The following is a 14,015-nucleotide window of genomic DNA, read 5'->3' as shown; positions in this document are numbered from 1 at the left end:
CACAGGCCGTATCAGGTATCCCACGCAGACCTCCGTATGGATCGGCCCGACTTCCCCTATCGGCCGGCGCCGGTTATTGGATCAGTGGCGGATCGTCATGGTGTTCGAGCACGGCCGCGACGATCACGTTGATGGCGTAGCGCGTGTACTCCGCGAGATCGACAGGGCTGTCGTCTTCGGACGTTTCGGTCTCGTCGTTCTCATCTCCCTGCTGCAGCAGCCACTGATATTGCAGGCCGTCCATGACCGCAATGATGGCCGAGCTCGCCATCTCGGCCTCGGCCATATTGATGGTGGCCTTGCGTTCCTTGGCCATCTGGACGAACGAGGCCATGAGGTCGTTGCGCAGATCGCGGTAGCGGTCCCGGAAGTACGGCATACTGGTGTTCTTCTTGACGACCGATTCCCCGGACATCATGGTGAACAGGCGTACCATGCCCGGATGCTTGGCATTGTCGTCGGCCGTGGCGGCAAGATGGCGGAACCAGTCCTCGCCGTGGTCGATGTGCGTCTGCTCACGCCGCTGGCCGCCAGAAACGTCGCGGTTCTTCACCACTTCCATCAGCAGGGCGCTTTTGGATCCGAAGTGGTGGAGCACGCCGGCCCGCGTGAGACCGGTACGTTCGGCGATCTCTTCCAGCGTCCCGTCGTTGAATCCCTTTTCCGCGAACACCTGCGACGCGGCGGCGATGATCTCGCGTCGCTTCTGCTCGGTTTCCGGGCGGTGCTTGCGGGGTTTGCCCCCGCGGTCACGTTCATTGTGCTGCGCATTGTCCTGCATAATTGACCTACCTACTACGATCAGGGTTTCCCATGCGGCGTTTGACGGCCCGATCAGGTCGTCACGGCCGAACCGTTCCCGCGCACGCCCACCGGACGAGCCACGTCCTCACATAGCATGCCAGCCCGGGGAAGAAAAACAGCGCCACGAACAGCAGCCACGGCACGAACACCACCGACAGCACGGCCGTCAGCAGCACACACACCATCAGCGCGGATTGCAGCACATGTCCCAGTCCGGCACGGGCGGCCTCACGGAACAGCACCGCCACCGGAACGTCCAACGCCGGCCGAGACGCAAGCAGAGGAAATACGTTGACGCATGTTAGCATCCATACGGCTCCGACCACGTTCAGCGGCATCAGCACGTACTGGCTGCCGCCCGTCAGCATGGAGACGCCCCAGTATACGGCAAGCAACAAGACGAATCCGGCGACCACGATCAGCCACGCCGGCACTGCACGCCTCAAGGCACGCAGGTAGGCCGACCAGAAACGGGACGCGACCGGCACGGAACCCTCTTCGATCATGTCGAACCGCACGCGGAACATCGCCGCCGCACTCGCCCCGATCGTGACGATCGGCACGGAGCCGAACAGGAACAGCAGGCTCAGTTCCATCACCTGCCAGACCAGTTCAAGCGTGCGGTACAGCTTGCAGTCAATGGAAAACAGTTTCATCGCATACCATTATTCTCGTCGTTCCAGACCACGGTCAGCGCGGCCCTTGTCGGCATCGTCGCCGTGCGCGACGAACCGTCCACGCCGCGCATTTCCACGCCGACTCGCACGGCATGATCCGTGTCGTTGAACAGCACTGCGACCGTCGAACCATCCGTATTGCGGCAGGCCAGAGAACGCACGCCGGCGGTCTGATCGCTGTCGATACGCACCGCATTGGGCCGGATGAACTTGCTGAAATGGGCCAGACCGTAATAGTCCAGCGTGTATTCCACGGTTCGGTCGGCCTGATTGACGCGCAGCAGGCCACGACAGGTGCTGCGACCGAAACCGGGGACGACCGGTCCGTTGTGCTCGTCGAGCGCAAGGTTCCACAAGATGAACGACTTCGATCCGTTGCGCAGGATGTCGATACCCGTGCGCATGAGATTGCTGAATGCCGGCTCGAATTCAGGGATCCATTCGCCGCCGGACCCCTCGGTGAAGTATACGTCCTTGTCGGGGAAGATCGCCGCGACGCGTGACTGGCTGACAGGCCGGCCGCCATACCAGTGCCATGCGATGCCGTCAAACGCGTCGAACGCGTCGTCGAGCAGGTTCAGCGGATAGTCGATGCGATCCCAGTTGTGGTCGTAGCCGAACACGCGTGTGTCGAGTCCCGCCTTGCGCAGGGTGGGACGCAGGAAGTCGCGCACGAAACGCACCTCCCGATCCGCCGGCATCAGCATGCCCGGATAGTGGCCGGGCACGAACAGCGGCTCGTTCTGAGGCGTGACGGCGAAGACCGGAACCCCCTGTTCGGCGTACGCCTGAAGGAACCGCACAAAGTACCGGGCGTATACCTCGTAGCGGTCTTCCTTGAGCTCTCCGCCGATCATGGAACCGCTGGTCTTCATCCATCCCGGTGCGCTCCAAGGCGAGGCGATGAGTTTGAGCTGCGGGTTGAGTTCCATGGCCCATTTGGTCAGCGGGATGATGCCGTTCTCGTCGTGATAGATCGAGAAGTGCTCAAGTTCCATGTCCTCGTACCCGTTGGGCATGTCGTCGTAGCTGTAGATCGTGCGCGCGTAATCCGAAGCTCCCATCGGGTTGCGCAACAGGGACAAGCCGATGCCGAGTGCGGGATCGAACAATTTAGACATCGCGTACGTGCGATCCTCATCGTCGAGCACCTGTCCGATCAGGTGGGCGGACGCATCAGTGAACGACGCGCCGAATCCGTCGATACTCTGATGTCGGTGTCCGGGGTCGATGGTTATCGTCACGTCGACGGTGCCGGCCGTATCCCCTTCGATCGGCGTGAACATATGTTCCGGGCCGTCGGTCATATACATGGTGTTCATGAACGTGGTTTCCTTATTCATACGTGTCTGGACGCGAGACGTTTCCGGTCTGTCCCGTCACGGGGCAGACCGGAAACGCTGGCTTACTCGCTGAGCAGCTTCTCGTTGCTCTTAATCTTCTCGTTGCGCACCTTGTTGATGGCATCGATGTCGTTGTTCTTCAGGAACGTCTTGTACTGGCTGACGATCCTGTCGAACTGCTTATCCGAACCGGCCCGGATGAGCGAGACTAGCGTGGAGGACCATTTGGTCGTGATGGCCGTATATGAGCGCGCCTCCAGCGTGCCGGCGTCCGGTGCGATGTTCTCGATCTCATACTGCGGGGCTAGGTACTGCTGGTTGTGTTCCTGGAACTGCTTGATGGCGTCGGCGAAGGAGTCCTTGTTGAGCGCCTTGTACCGGTCGTGACCGAAGAGCACGAACTCGCCCATGCGGTATTCCTTCTGCCACTTCTCGGAGTCGTTCAGGCGGATCTTATCGGCGGCGGGTGTCCAGGAGACGGTGCCATCCGCGTTTTTGGTGTAGGTCTTGCCCTCGATGCCGTAGTTGACGAGCATTTCACCGTAATCGGACAGCAGGTAGGTGAAGACCTGGATGGCCTTGGACGGGTTCTTGCACTGTTTGGTGATGTAGCTGACGGTCCAGCCGCTCAGGCCGGTCTCACTGAGCGTGGGCTTGCGCCCCTTGGTGCTGCGAATGCCGTCGATGGCGACGTACTGGCCGTCCGGGTCGGTTGAAGCCCACTGCTGCAGGGGCGCGCTCTGGCCGACGAAGCTGGTTACCAGCATGGTGGCGTATTTGCCGGTGCTCTCCTTCTCCTTGAAGGTATCGCCATCATCGGCGAAGCTGTCGTCGGAGATGTTGCCGTCCTCGTGCACCTGCCGTAGCGTCTTGAGCCAGGTCAGGTAATCGTCGTCCATCTGCCGGTCGTAGAACGTGCCGTCCTTGCTCAGCGTGGGCACGCCGAGCATGTTCTGCAGCACGGTGTCGAGCGAGCTGTTGCCGCCGCTGAAGTCGTTGAATCCAAACGGCACGAGGTCGGGGAACTTCTCCTTGATGGCCTTCATGCCGGCGATGAACCCTTCGGGCGTGGTGAAGTCCTGGTCGCCGATGGCCGCGAGCACGTCCTTGCGAATGACGAACGCCTGCGAGGTGTGGATCATGCCTGACTTGTAGTCCTCGGACGTGTTGGAGTACGAAGGGTATCCGTGTGTCTTGCCGTCGGAGAGCTTGAACCAGTCAAGCGTCTCCTTCTTGGCGACCTTCATGAAGTACGGGTCGTATTTCGCAGCAAGGTCCTGCAACGGGTACGACCAATTCTTCGCGGCCTTGGCAACGCGCGACGTACTATCGAACACGGTGATTACGTCGGGCAGGTCGCCGCCGGCGAAGTACGTGTTGAGCTTGGTGTCGTCGCCCGTGACGAACTTGATGTCGACGTTGAGGTCCTCCTTGATCTTCTTGGTGATCAGGTCCTGTCCGAACGACTTGTTCCACCAGTCGGCGTTCACGTACCAGGTGAGCGTGTTGTCCTTGGACGTGTCCGACTGCCAGGCCGGCTTGTCCGCGGAGAGCGTGTACGTGGGGTCGGGCAGGGCGTCGACCGTGTTCGTGGTGTAGGCGTTGTCGACGCCGCAGGCGGCCAGCGGGGCAACCAGAGCGATAGAGGACAGGCCGATAATTACGTTCCGTATGATGCGAGTGTGCTTCATTGCTGTGTTCCTTGAGTTCATTGCCGTTTCAACCCTTGACTGCGCCGAGCATCGTGCCGCCGACGAAGTAGCGCTGCACCAGCGGGTAGAGCACGAGAATCGGCACGATCGTGATGATGATGGTCGACAGACGCACACCTCGCGTGGTGGTATCCAGAATGGCCGAAGCCATATTGCCGTTCTCCGACGCAGCCTGCGACTGCATGATGATGTTGTATAGGCGCATCTGCAGCGGGTACAGTTGCTCGTTGTTGACGTACAGTTTCGTGGTCATGAAGTCGTTCCACTGAGCGACTCCGTGGAACAAGCCGATTGTGGCCAGACCCGGCATCGACAGCGGCAGGATGATTGACGTGAAGATACGCCATTCGCTCGCACCGTCGATCTTCGCCGACTCGATGAGAGATTCGGGGATCTGACGGAAGAAGTTCATCAGAATGATCACATCGTAGTAGCTGAACAGCGCGGGAATGATGTACACCCAGAACGTGTCAAGCAGGCCGAGCGACTTGATGAGCAGGAATGTAGGAATCATGCCGCCGCCGAAGAACATGGTGATGATGCCCATCGCCGAATAGAACTTGCGCCCCCTGAGATACGCCTTGCTCATCGGGTAGGCAAACAGCGCGCAGAACAGTGTATGCGCGATGACACCAACTGTGGTCTTCGCCACGGAAATGAACAGAGCGTTCCACATGCCGTTGTTGGTGAACACGGCCTTGTAGTTGTCGAGCGTGAACTTGTCAGGCACCAGCGCGAGCCCACCGGTCGAGCCAGACGCGGAGAACGATGCGACGACGATATTCCACACAGGCACGGCAATCAGCAGCGTGAAGATGACCAATAGTGTGCAGTTGACCATGTCAAATGCACGGGAGGAGTGGCGGATGCGACGCTTGGGATCAAGCGCGAGCGATTTGTCTTGTACCATGATGCTGCTTCCTTACAGTACCGACTGGTTGTCGTTGATTTTCTTGGTGACCATATTGGTGATGACCAACAGAATCGCGGAAATGACCGAGATGCCAAGTCCGACCGCAGTGGCGTAGGAGAAGTCGCCTTGCGTCATGCCCATGCGGTAGACGTACGAGTTAATGACCTCGGCCTTGGCCTGGTTCTGAGAGTTCATAAGCACGAGGGTCTGGTCGAGGTTCGAGTTGAGGATGCCCGAGACCGACAGAATCAGGTTGAGCGTAATCATGTTGCTGATACCGGGCAGGGTGATGTGCCAGATGCGCTTGATTTTCGACGCACCGTCGAGTTCTGCCGCCTCATACAGGCTCTGGTCGATGCCGGCCATGGTGGCCAGATAGAGAATCGTGCCCCAACCGGCTTCCTTCCACACGTCGGACAGCGATGCGATTCCCCAGTACTTGTCGGCGTCAAGCAGGTAGTTCGCGCCGGCATTAATGCCGAAGACATGTAACGTCGAGTTCAGCAAACCGTTGGAAGACAGCCAGCTGATCAGCATACCGCCAAGGATGATCCAAGAGAAGAAGTGCGGCAGATAGGTAAGGGTCTGCACGATCTTCTTGAACGGGCCCCATGGCACCTCGTAGATCATCACGGCGAGGATGATCGGCAGAATGAATCCGAGAATCAGCTTGATGACGCTGATGCCCAGCGTGTTGACGACGGAATCCCAGAAATAGGAGTCACCGAGGATGATTTTGAAGTTGTCGAGACCCACCCATGGGGCGTCGCCAATCGTGTCCACAACGGTGTAGTTCTTGAACGCCAGCACCAATCCGTAGATCGGGATGTAGTTGAAGATGATCATGAAAATGATACCTGGCAACACCATGATCTGCAACTGCCACTGGTAGAAGAAGCCCTGCCACCAGCGCGCGAACCGCACGCCCAACGACGCGCGTTGCCCTGCAACAGCCATGCCTGTTCCTTTCCTTGTCTCGTGGATGCGCGACAGCGGTGCCGTCCCTGGCTTTCTCTGCATTGAGGGAATCCACTGCGCTTCGACATCTGAAGTATATTACTCAGAGTAATCGAAGTCAAATCCATGAATCGCGGCAGATTGTCACTATTTTTCGTTGAAATTTCAGCTTTTTAGTCATATATACACCCACGCCGCAAAAAACACGTTAAACTTACTGTCAGTAACTCAATATTAGTTGTTCCTTGCCATGCCCACATACGGCAACGGGCGGAACAATCGCAGACCAAAGGAGGAAACCATGCGCCCAGCAGCTGCACGGCGGGCACGCCACAAGCCGACAACCTCTGAGGACCCAACCGTTGTATCCACGCGATACGGCCTGCTGAAAGGCCTTTGCACGGTCAACAACAAGGGGCCGGAGGACCTCGTCGAATACCGAGGCATACCCTATGCCGAACCGCCGGTAGGAGCGTTGCGCTGGAGACCACCGCAGGATCTCAAACCCTGGAAAGGCGTGCGCGAAGCCTATCACTACCAACCCATGCCCATGCAGGACCTCGAATCCGACATTGAACCGTGGTGCTCCGACTTTTACTACGGAACCGTTCCGCAGACGAGCGAGGACTGCCTCTACCTCAACATCACCACCACACAGTCCGCGTTGATCGACACGATCAAACGGCCGGTTTACGTATGGTTCCACGGAGGAAGCCTCGACAAGGCGTATGCATACGAGCAGGAAACAAACGCCGCGGCTTTTGCAGCCCACGGAATAGTCGTCGTCAGCGTCGAGCAACGACTTGGAGCTTTCGGCTATCTCGCCCTAGAGCAATTATCAAATGAACAGGGCCATAGCGGCAACTACGGTCTGATGGATCAGATCAAGGCCATGCAATGGATAGTCGACAATATCGCGGCCTTTGGCGGAGATCCATCCAGCATCACCATCGGCGGACAATCGGGCGGCACTACCAAATGCATGGCGATGGCGACCTCTCCCAAGCTGTCCGCACCAATACGGGGCATGATTCTCGAAAGCGGGCTGAAATGGACCGATACCTATCAATCCCAATCAGCTGCCGAACAACGAGGAGCCATCTATCTCCACGATCTCGGCCTCACCCCAGACATACCGCTGGATAAGCTACGCTCCATGAGCGCCGAACAGCTCATGGATACCGACAGTGCAGGCTGGACGGGCCATATAACGCAGGATGACAATTACATTGTCCATGCATCGGCGGCCGATGCGATACGCGCCGGGGCACTCGACTCGATCAACATACTCACGGGCACCAACTACGGCGAAGGTGACAACCACGGAATCATCACGGCGCAGGATTTCTACGCCCACTATCGGCAACTACTTGGAGACCTATACGACGAATATGACTTCAGAAACCTTGTCACCGTCACCGACCAGACCGCAGCGTATACTGCGCGTGAATTGGAAACATACGGGCTCGGCACCAACGGCGGCAGGAATTTGATGGTCGCCCGCGCCTTCGGCAGGATGATGAACAGACGCATCGGCAGCAAACAGGCCACATACGCCTATGTGTTTTCGCATATCACCCCGCAAAGCATTGGTGACATCGGCACCGTCCGGTCCCGAGCAGCAAACTGGGCATGGCATTCCAGCGAACTGTGGTACACCTTCGACTCGCTGGATGCCGGCGTGCCGCCGACACGTCAATGGACCGCCTACGACCGAATTCTGGCCAAGCAAGTCAACGCCTATTGGTCCAACTTCATCAGGACCGGCGTTCCCAATGGTCAATCCGAGGGAATCCCATTGCCTGCATGGCCTAAAGCCGACGACTCGCTGGGCTACATCGATCTGGGCGATGGCATACAGGGTCATGTCAAGGAATCCTCACGACTGGAGCAGCTTCTCGACGAATACGCCACCAAGGCATTCGAACTGGGCTGAATCAACAGCGAAAGCCGACGATTCAGCGGAGCCTTCATCACCGCTCCGGCCACCATCACACATCAGCACATCAACGAAAGGAAACCAATCATGGACGAAACAGCACACATCGCCGATCTCATCGCGACCCGCACACAGGAACGACACCTGAACGTGTACTACATACAAACACGACGAGCCGGAAAAATCACCGCCGACTTGCACCGACTTCCACGCAAAACCCGACTGAACATGTACTCCGTCAGCAAAAGCGTCACATCCATCGGCGTAGGACTGGCCATTCAGGAAGGATTGACCGAACTCGACGAACACATATGCGACGCTCTTCCCGAATACGTTCCAGACAACCCCAGCACCAATCTTCAAGCGGTCACCGTGCGAGACCTGCTCACCATGAGCTCCGGGCTTCGCGATCCGCTGTTCTTCTCGGAGGACGAGAACCGATACCGGGTTCATGACTGGATCTCGTACTTCTTCCATGCCGATTTCGCGAACCAGCCGGGTACACGGTTCCTGTACAGCAATTTCAACACCTACATCGCCAGCTGCATCGTGGAACGACGGGCAGGACAGAATCTACTGAACTACCTGCGCAACCGTCTGTTCGAGCCTCTAGGCATCGGCAATCCGGACTGGACACTCTGCCCGCAGGGTCACGTCCACGCCGCCAACGGCCTATACCTCACCATCGACGAACTCGGCAATTTCGGACAGATGCTCTGCCAGAACGGTGTCTTCAACGGTCTGCATCTCGTCGACGAACGATATGTGCGGGATGCGACGACCAAACACATCGACACCGACCCAGACCATAAGGAAAAAGCGAGTCACTCATACGGATACGGGTACCAGTTCTGGATGGCGCCGTGGCCGGGAGCCTTTCTCTGCGACGGCAGATACGGCCAATATTGTCTCGTCATCCCCGACCAGGAAACCGTAGTCAGCATCATGTCGATGGACCCCAATTACGGCGAGATACGTGACATCATGCTGGACAGTACCTCCGAAGCTCTCTCGATCTAATCCTGCATCCCCTTCTTCAGGTCCGGCTTGTGTACCGCGCTTTTCCTTCGTTCGAATGGAGGAGTGCTATGGCAGCATGTGTTCGGCGTCGATCAGGTGCAGGTTGTCCTCCAGTTCGGCCTTGCGTCGGGTGGTTTCGCTTGCAGGGTGTTTGGTGAACAGGTAGTAGATCCGATCTCCAGGCTCCTTGACCAATGGCGATCTGCTTTTGAGCGTGTCGATGGTTTCGGTCTCGTTCACGCTCTCACGCCATTTGCATTCGCCCAACAGCACTCTGTGGTTGAACGAGTCGGCCATGACGATGTCGATGTCGGCCTGTTCACGGCGCATCGGGTCGTTGCCCCACCATTTACCCATGTTGGTCGGAATGAACTCGTCCTGATCGTCGCCGTAATGCCTCAGCAGCCACTGCTGGCACATGGTCTCAAACTGCTGGCCGACATACGTGTCGAACGCCGGCCCCTCGGTGCCGACACGGCCGGCCGCGCGCCCACGCTGCGCGTCGATCATCTGCGTGGCCGGCGCGACGAACCGGTACCAATACGCGAAGAACGGGTCGCGCATCTTCCACAGTCCCTTGCGGGAATGGGCCGGGTCCTCGCCGAACGGGACCTGCCGTTCAACGATCTTCAACTGTTCGAGCGTGCGCAAGTAGGCGCCGATCGCATTCTGCTCGATGCCGGCATATTCGGCGATCTCCTTCGGGCGGGTTCGGCCGGATCCGATCGCATCAAGCACGGAACTGTACGCGGCCGGCTCGCGCAGCTCCTGGCGCAACAGCATCACGGGCTCCTGATAGAGCAAGCCGGACTGGCTGAAGCACTGTGCCATGACATTCTCCCGGAACGACTTCGTCGGGTCGATCTGCTCGAGATAATAGGGCGTGCCGCCGAACACCGCATAATATTGGATGAGATCCTTCCAATCGGCGTTTCCGGGCATCATGCGGCACGCGTCGAACAGGCCGAACGGCTTGAGCTGGATCTGCGCGTTACGCCGGCCGTACAAGGGACTGTGATAGCCAAGGACCTTGCCTTCCATAAATCCCTCGTTGCTGCCACACAACACCATCATGACCCGGGTGCCCTTGAACTGGTGGTCGATGGCTATCTGCAGAGCGGACGGCAGACTCGGCTCCACGGCGGCCGCGTACGGGAACTCGTCGAACACGAACACGAACCGCCGCCCATCCTCGCCGGCTTTCCTCGCGACATACGAGAACGCGTCCTCCCATGTCCTGAACGCCCCGCTGTCCTCGGTCTCCCCGAAGAACCGGCGGACCTCCGTGGAAAAGCCGCGCAGGTTCATCGCCGCGCTTTGCTCCTTGGCCGTGAACCACAGCGTCGGACGATCCTCGCAGAACCTGGACAGCAACGCGGTCTTGCCCACACGGCGCCGACCGTACACCACGATCATCTGGAACTTGTCCAACGAATAGTGGTAGCCCAGCGTGTCAAGCTCCTCATCCCTGCCAACGAATTCCATATGCTGCCTTCTTATTCGCAATGTGTCTTATGTAATGTTCATACAGTAACATTATATACAGCAACATTAAAGTTAAATAATGTTAGCAAGGAAACACAATACTTACTGACAGATTAACGGAACATTGCGATGCATCGCACTTGGGCTTATTCCCACTCCCGAACGCGGGCACGGCAACGCCGAGACATCCGCTCCCCGTATGATGGTGGTTTATGAGTGTCTCCTCCCTTCTCGACGGCGAGCTGCGCGAGTATGCCGACCGCCGTTTCGCCGAACGAGCCGATCTGATCGCCAAGCTTCCTGCGGCATCGTCGCTGATGGATACGTTGTCCGGCGACCGGCTGACGTTGATGCGGCTCGCCTACGGCACGCTGCCGGCCAACGACGTGATCGACTGCGATCCGGCCGTGCTGCTCTCGTTCGCGGACCATGCGCTGATGCTGCGCCGCACGATGCCGTGGACGCGGAATCTGCCGGTCGACCTGTTCGTCCATTACGTGTTCTGGCCGCGCATCAACAACGAGGCGCTGGCCGACTGCCGCCCGCTATGCCACCGCGAGCTGGCCGACCGCGTGCGGGGTCTTGACGCCACCCGTGCGATGCTCGAGACAAACTACTGGTGCGCCGAGCACGTCACCTATCATCCGTCCGACAACCGCACGCTCAACGCGATCGGCGCATTGAACCTCGGTCTTGGCCGCTGCGGCGAGGAGTCGACGCTGCTGGTCACCGCGCTGCGCGCGATCGGCATTCCGGCCCGGCAGGTGTACACGCCGCGCTGGGCGCACTGCGACGACAACCATGCGTGGGTGGAGGCGTATGTGGACGGCCGTTGGCGGTTCCTCGGCGCGTGCGAGCCGGAGGAGGTGCCGGACCGCGGCTGGTTCGACAAGGCGTCGACGCGTGCGATGCTCGTGCATGCACGTGTGTTCTGCGATTTCTCCGAGGGCAACGTCGACGCGTCGGCGAGCGCAGGCGGCGACGGCACGATGCTGCTGTGTAATCTGACCTCGGATTACGCGCCGACGACCGATCTTGTCGTCACTGTGACGGATGACGATGGGCAACCAATCTTAGGCGCGAACGTGGCGTTCGAATTGCTGAACATGGCCGAATACTATCCGATCGCGACCGCGGTCAGCGACGGTCAGGGACGTGCCTGTATGACGCTCGGCAAGGGCAGCATCCGCGTGCACGTCAGCCACGACGGCGCGTTCGCCGACGTCATCGTCAATACCGCCGACACCGATGCCGTCACCGTCGCACTGCCGTCCCAGCCGAACACATCCTCCTCGTCCTCTCGACCGGACGAAACCTCTCTGTCCTCTCAATCGAGCGACTCCTCACTGTCATCTCGACCGAGCGCAGCGAGCGGAGAGATCCTGTCACCCATCGCGTACAATTCCCCATCATGGGCACCCATCGATCTTGTCGCTCCCCCAAGCGGCACGCCGCGCAGCCTGCCATTGACCGACGAGCAGCAGCGTCGCACGATCGAACGCCGTGCACAGGCCGAGTCGATGCGCGCCGCACGAGTGGCAGCGTTCGTCGATCTTGTCGATCAGTCAACCCGTCGGACACTGGCCGATCGATACCAATCCGTATCGCCCAACGCCGCCGATACCATCTCATCTCTGCTGACCACTGCCGGAGCCAACGCGCCCGTCATCGTGTCGTTCCTGCTCGCTGACACCGACGACGATCCTGGCATCGCCGACCGTGACCGTCTCGCACTGCTGTCGGTGCTGAGCGTCAAGGACCTGTGCGACGTGTCTGCCCCCGCACTCAATGATGCCATTCATTCCGCCTCCAAGGTGCGCGACTATGCGCTGGACGTCGCCCTGTCCGACATCGCGCAAGCCGACCGGTACGATCTGTACGCGCGCTACGTGCTGGGTCCGCGCATCGGCAACGAACCGCTGACCGGCGACCGCACGCGGCTGCAAGCCATGCTCGAACGCACGGCCGACACGGATGAACTACGCGCCCGGCCACAGCTCATCCGTCAGTATCTGCTCGATCATGTCGACGCCGCGCAGTCCGGGGAGGAGACGCCGGAGCCGATCTCCCCCACCGGCATGCTGACGGCCGGCATCGGCACGCCGCGTTCGTTGGATACCGCGTTCGTGACCGTCTGCCGCGCGTTGGGCGTGCCGGCGCGGTTCGATCCGCAGACCGGCGAACCCGAGTATTTCCAAGGCAATGCGTTCCATCATCTGCCGGCGACGCACGCAACTGATGATGCAGCCGCAACGGCTGAACGGATGGCGACGCTTACCGTCGTCGCGCCGACTGGCGAGCACCCCGCATACGGCACGGATTGGAGCATCGGCCGACTGGTCAGCGACGCGCACGGCACCGATTTCGCGTCGCTTGACCTGTGGGAGCGCGCGTGGGACGGCGATCGCATGCCGTTGACGGTTGAAGCGGGACTGTACCGGCTGATCACCACGGTGCGGCTGCCGAACGGCGGCCAGCAGACCAACGAGACGACGTTCCGGCTGAGCGCCGGCGGCGAGCTGGCGGTGACGTTGACGATGCGCGAGCCGAGCGAGGACGAGTTGCTGGAACATATCGTCGTCGATGACGTGACATTCCACGCGGCGGTATGTGATGACACGAACACGGCCGATGACGGAACCGAGACGGCATGCGATCGACACGATGGCCACGCCGGTTCGGATGAGACACGTCGTCTGTCGCAGCTGCTGCCCGACCGCGCGATCGTCGCGATCCTCGACGCGCACGGTTCGGAGCCGAGCATCCATGTGCTCGACGAGCTCGTCGCGCGTCTGCGCCGCGATGCGCACGACGACGGTTCCGCCGGCGACGACGCGGCTGACATTCCGGTCGTGTTCGCCGCATGCCCGGTCGACGCGCCGCTGAGCGCCACGCTGCGTTCGATGTTCGACCGGCTCGGCGACGGCTCCCCCGCCGTGTGGCGGTGCGACGCGACGACCTACGAGCGGCTGACGCGCGGCATGTACGTCGACCCCGACAAGCTGCCGATGATCCTCGTCGCGCGCAAGGAAGGAGACCGCATCATCGGCACCTACGCCTCCACCGGCTACAACGTCGGATCCGTGGATCTTGCCTTCCGCCTCGCGACCAAATAAACGAAAATGGCGTCGGATGTCACGATCCGACGCCATCTCACACCGTACG

At 59.8% G+C, this 14,015-nt stretch carries 10 protein-coding genes; 3 read left to right on the top strand and 7 right to left on the bottom strand.

Annotation, left to right across the window (positions count from 1 at the left end; all coding sequences use genetic code 11):
* Positions 1–73: 73 nt before the first annotated feature.
* The 6 genes from KIH79_RS03065 to KIH79_RS03040 form a co-directional block, all read right to left on the bottom strand.
* Positions 74–781, bottom strand: coding sequence for a TetR/AcrR family transcriptional regulator (locus KIH79_RS03065; protein WP_219058050.1), 708 nt, complete (start codon positions 779–781; stop codon positions 74–76).
* Positions 782–842: 61 nt separating this feature from the next.
* Complete coding sequence (locus tag KIH79_RS03060; RefSeq protein WP_219058049.1) at positions 843–1,460, bottom strand: DUF624 domain-containing protein; 618 nt, start codon at positions 1,458–1,460, stop codon at positions 843–845.
* Complete coding sequence (locus KIH79_RS03055; RefSeq protein WP_219058048.1) at positions 1,457–2,803, bottom strand: glycoside hydrolase family 30 protein; 1,347 nt, start codon at positions 2,801–2,803, stop codon at positions 1,457–1,459. The genes KIH79_RS03060 and KIH79_RS03055 overlap by 4 nt, the downstream gene beginning before the upstream one ends.
* 83 nt (positions 2,804–2,886) lie before the next feature.
* Entirely contained in the window at positions 2,887–4,515 is a 1,629-nt protein-coding gene (locus tag KIH79_RS03050; protein ID WP_219058047.1) for a type 2 periplasmic-binding domain-containing protein, read from the bottom strand.
* A 28-nt stretch (positions 4,516–4,543) separates the two neighbouring features.
* Entirely contained in the window at positions 4,544–5,446 is a 903-nt protein-coding gene (locus KIH79_RS03045) for a carbohydrate ABC transporter permease (RefSeq protein ID WP_219058046.1), read from the bottom strand.
* Positions 5,447–5,458: 12 nt separating this feature from the next.
* Positions 5,459–6,406: an ABC transporter permease gene (locus tag KIH79_RS03040; RefSeq protein WP_219058045.1), complete on the bottom strand. Its 948-nt coding sequence runs from the start codon at positions 6,404–6,406 to the stop codon at positions 5,459–5,461.
* Between the two features lie 301 nt (positions 6,407–6,707).
* Here KIH79_RS03040 and KIH79_RS03035 point away from each other — a divergent pair, with 301 nt between their 5' ends.
* Entirely contained in the window at positions 6,708–8,342 is a 1,635-nt protein-coding gene (locus KIH79_RS03035) for a carboxylesterase/lipase family protein (RefSeq protein WP_219058044.1), read from the top strand.
* 90 nt (positions 8,343–8,432) lie between these two features.
* The gene (locus tag KIH79_RS03030) at positions 8,433–9,365 is read left to right on the top strand and encodes a serine hydrolase domain-containing protein (RefSeq protein WP_219058043.1); all 933 of its coding nucleotides are present in this window, start codon (positions 8,433–8,435) and stop codon (positions 9,363–9,365) included.
* 66 nt (positions 9,366–9,431) lie between these two features.
* On the opposite strand, the gene KIH79_RS03025 is transcribed toward KIH79_RS03030, so the two are convergent.
* Positions 9,432–10,850, bottom strand: a complete 1,419-nt coding sequence (locus tag KIH79_RS03025; RefSeq protein WP_219058042.1) for an ATP-binding protein — start codon at positions 10,848–10,850, stop codon at positions 9,432–9,434.
* Positions 10,851–11,062: 212 nt separating this feature from the next.
* Here KIH79_RS03025 and KIH79_RS03020 point away from each other — a divergent pair, with 212 nt between their 5' ends.
* The gene (locus KIH79_RS03020) at positions 11,063–13,966 is read left to right on the top strand and encodes a transglutaminase domain-containing protein (RefSeq protein WP_219058041.1); all 2,904 of its coding nucleotides are present in this window, start codon (positions 11,063–11,065) and stop codon (positions 13,964–13,966) included.
* Positions 13,967–14,015: the final 49 nt, after the last annotated feature.

The organism is Bifidobacterium miconis (genome assembly GCF_019331735.1).
Classification (GTDB): domain Bacteria; phylum Actinomycetota; class Actinomycetes; order Actinomycetales; family Bifidobacteriaceae; genus Bifidobacterium; species Bifidobacterium miconis.
This window is presented reverse-complemented; position numbering and strand designations above follow the sequence as displayed.

Excerpts from the sequence above, each read along its gene's own strand:
- KIH79_RS03055 (WP_219058048.1), bottom strand. The coding sequence starts at position 2,803 with ATGAACACCATGTATATGACCGACGGCCCGGAACATATGTTCACGCCG.
- KIH79_RS03050 (WP_219058047.1), bottom strand. The coding sequence starts at position 4,515 with ATGAAGCACACTCGCATCATACGGAACGTAATTATCGGCCTGTCCTCT.
- KIH79_RS03035 (WP_219058044.1), top strand. The coding sequence starts at position 6,708 with ATGCGCCCAGCAGCTGCACGGCGGGCACGCCACAAGCCGACAACCTCT.
- KIH79_RS03060 (WP_219058049.1), bottom strand. The coding sequence starts at position 1,460 with ATGAAACTGTTTTCCATTGACTGCAAGCTGTACCGCACGCTTGAACTG.
- KIH79_RS03040 (WP_219058045.1), bottom strand. The coding sequence starts at position 6,406 with ATGGCTGTTGCAGGGCAACGCGCGTCGTTGGGCGTGCGGTTCGCGCGC.
- KIH79_RS03045 (WP_219058046.1), bottom strand. The coding sequence starts at position 5,446 with ATGGTACAAGACAAATCGCTCGCGCTTGATCCCAAGCGTCGCATCCGC.
- KIH79_RS03020 (WP_219058041.1), top strand. The coding sequence starts at position 11,063 with ATGAGTGTCTCCTCCCTTCTCGACGGCGAGCTGCGCGAGTATGCCGAC.
- KIH79_RS03030 (WP_219058043.1), top strand. The coding sequence starts at position 8,433 with ATGGACGAAACAGCACACATCGCCGATCTCATCGCGACCCGCACACAG.
- KIH79_RS03065 (WP_219058050.1), bottom strand. The coding sequence starts at position 781 with ATGCAGGACAATGCGCAGCACAATGAACGTGACCGCGGGGGCAAACCC.
- KIH79_RS03025 (WP_219058042.1), bottom strand. The coding sequence starts at position 10,850 with ATGGAATTCGTTGGCAGGGATGAGGAGCTTGACACGCTGGGCTACCAC.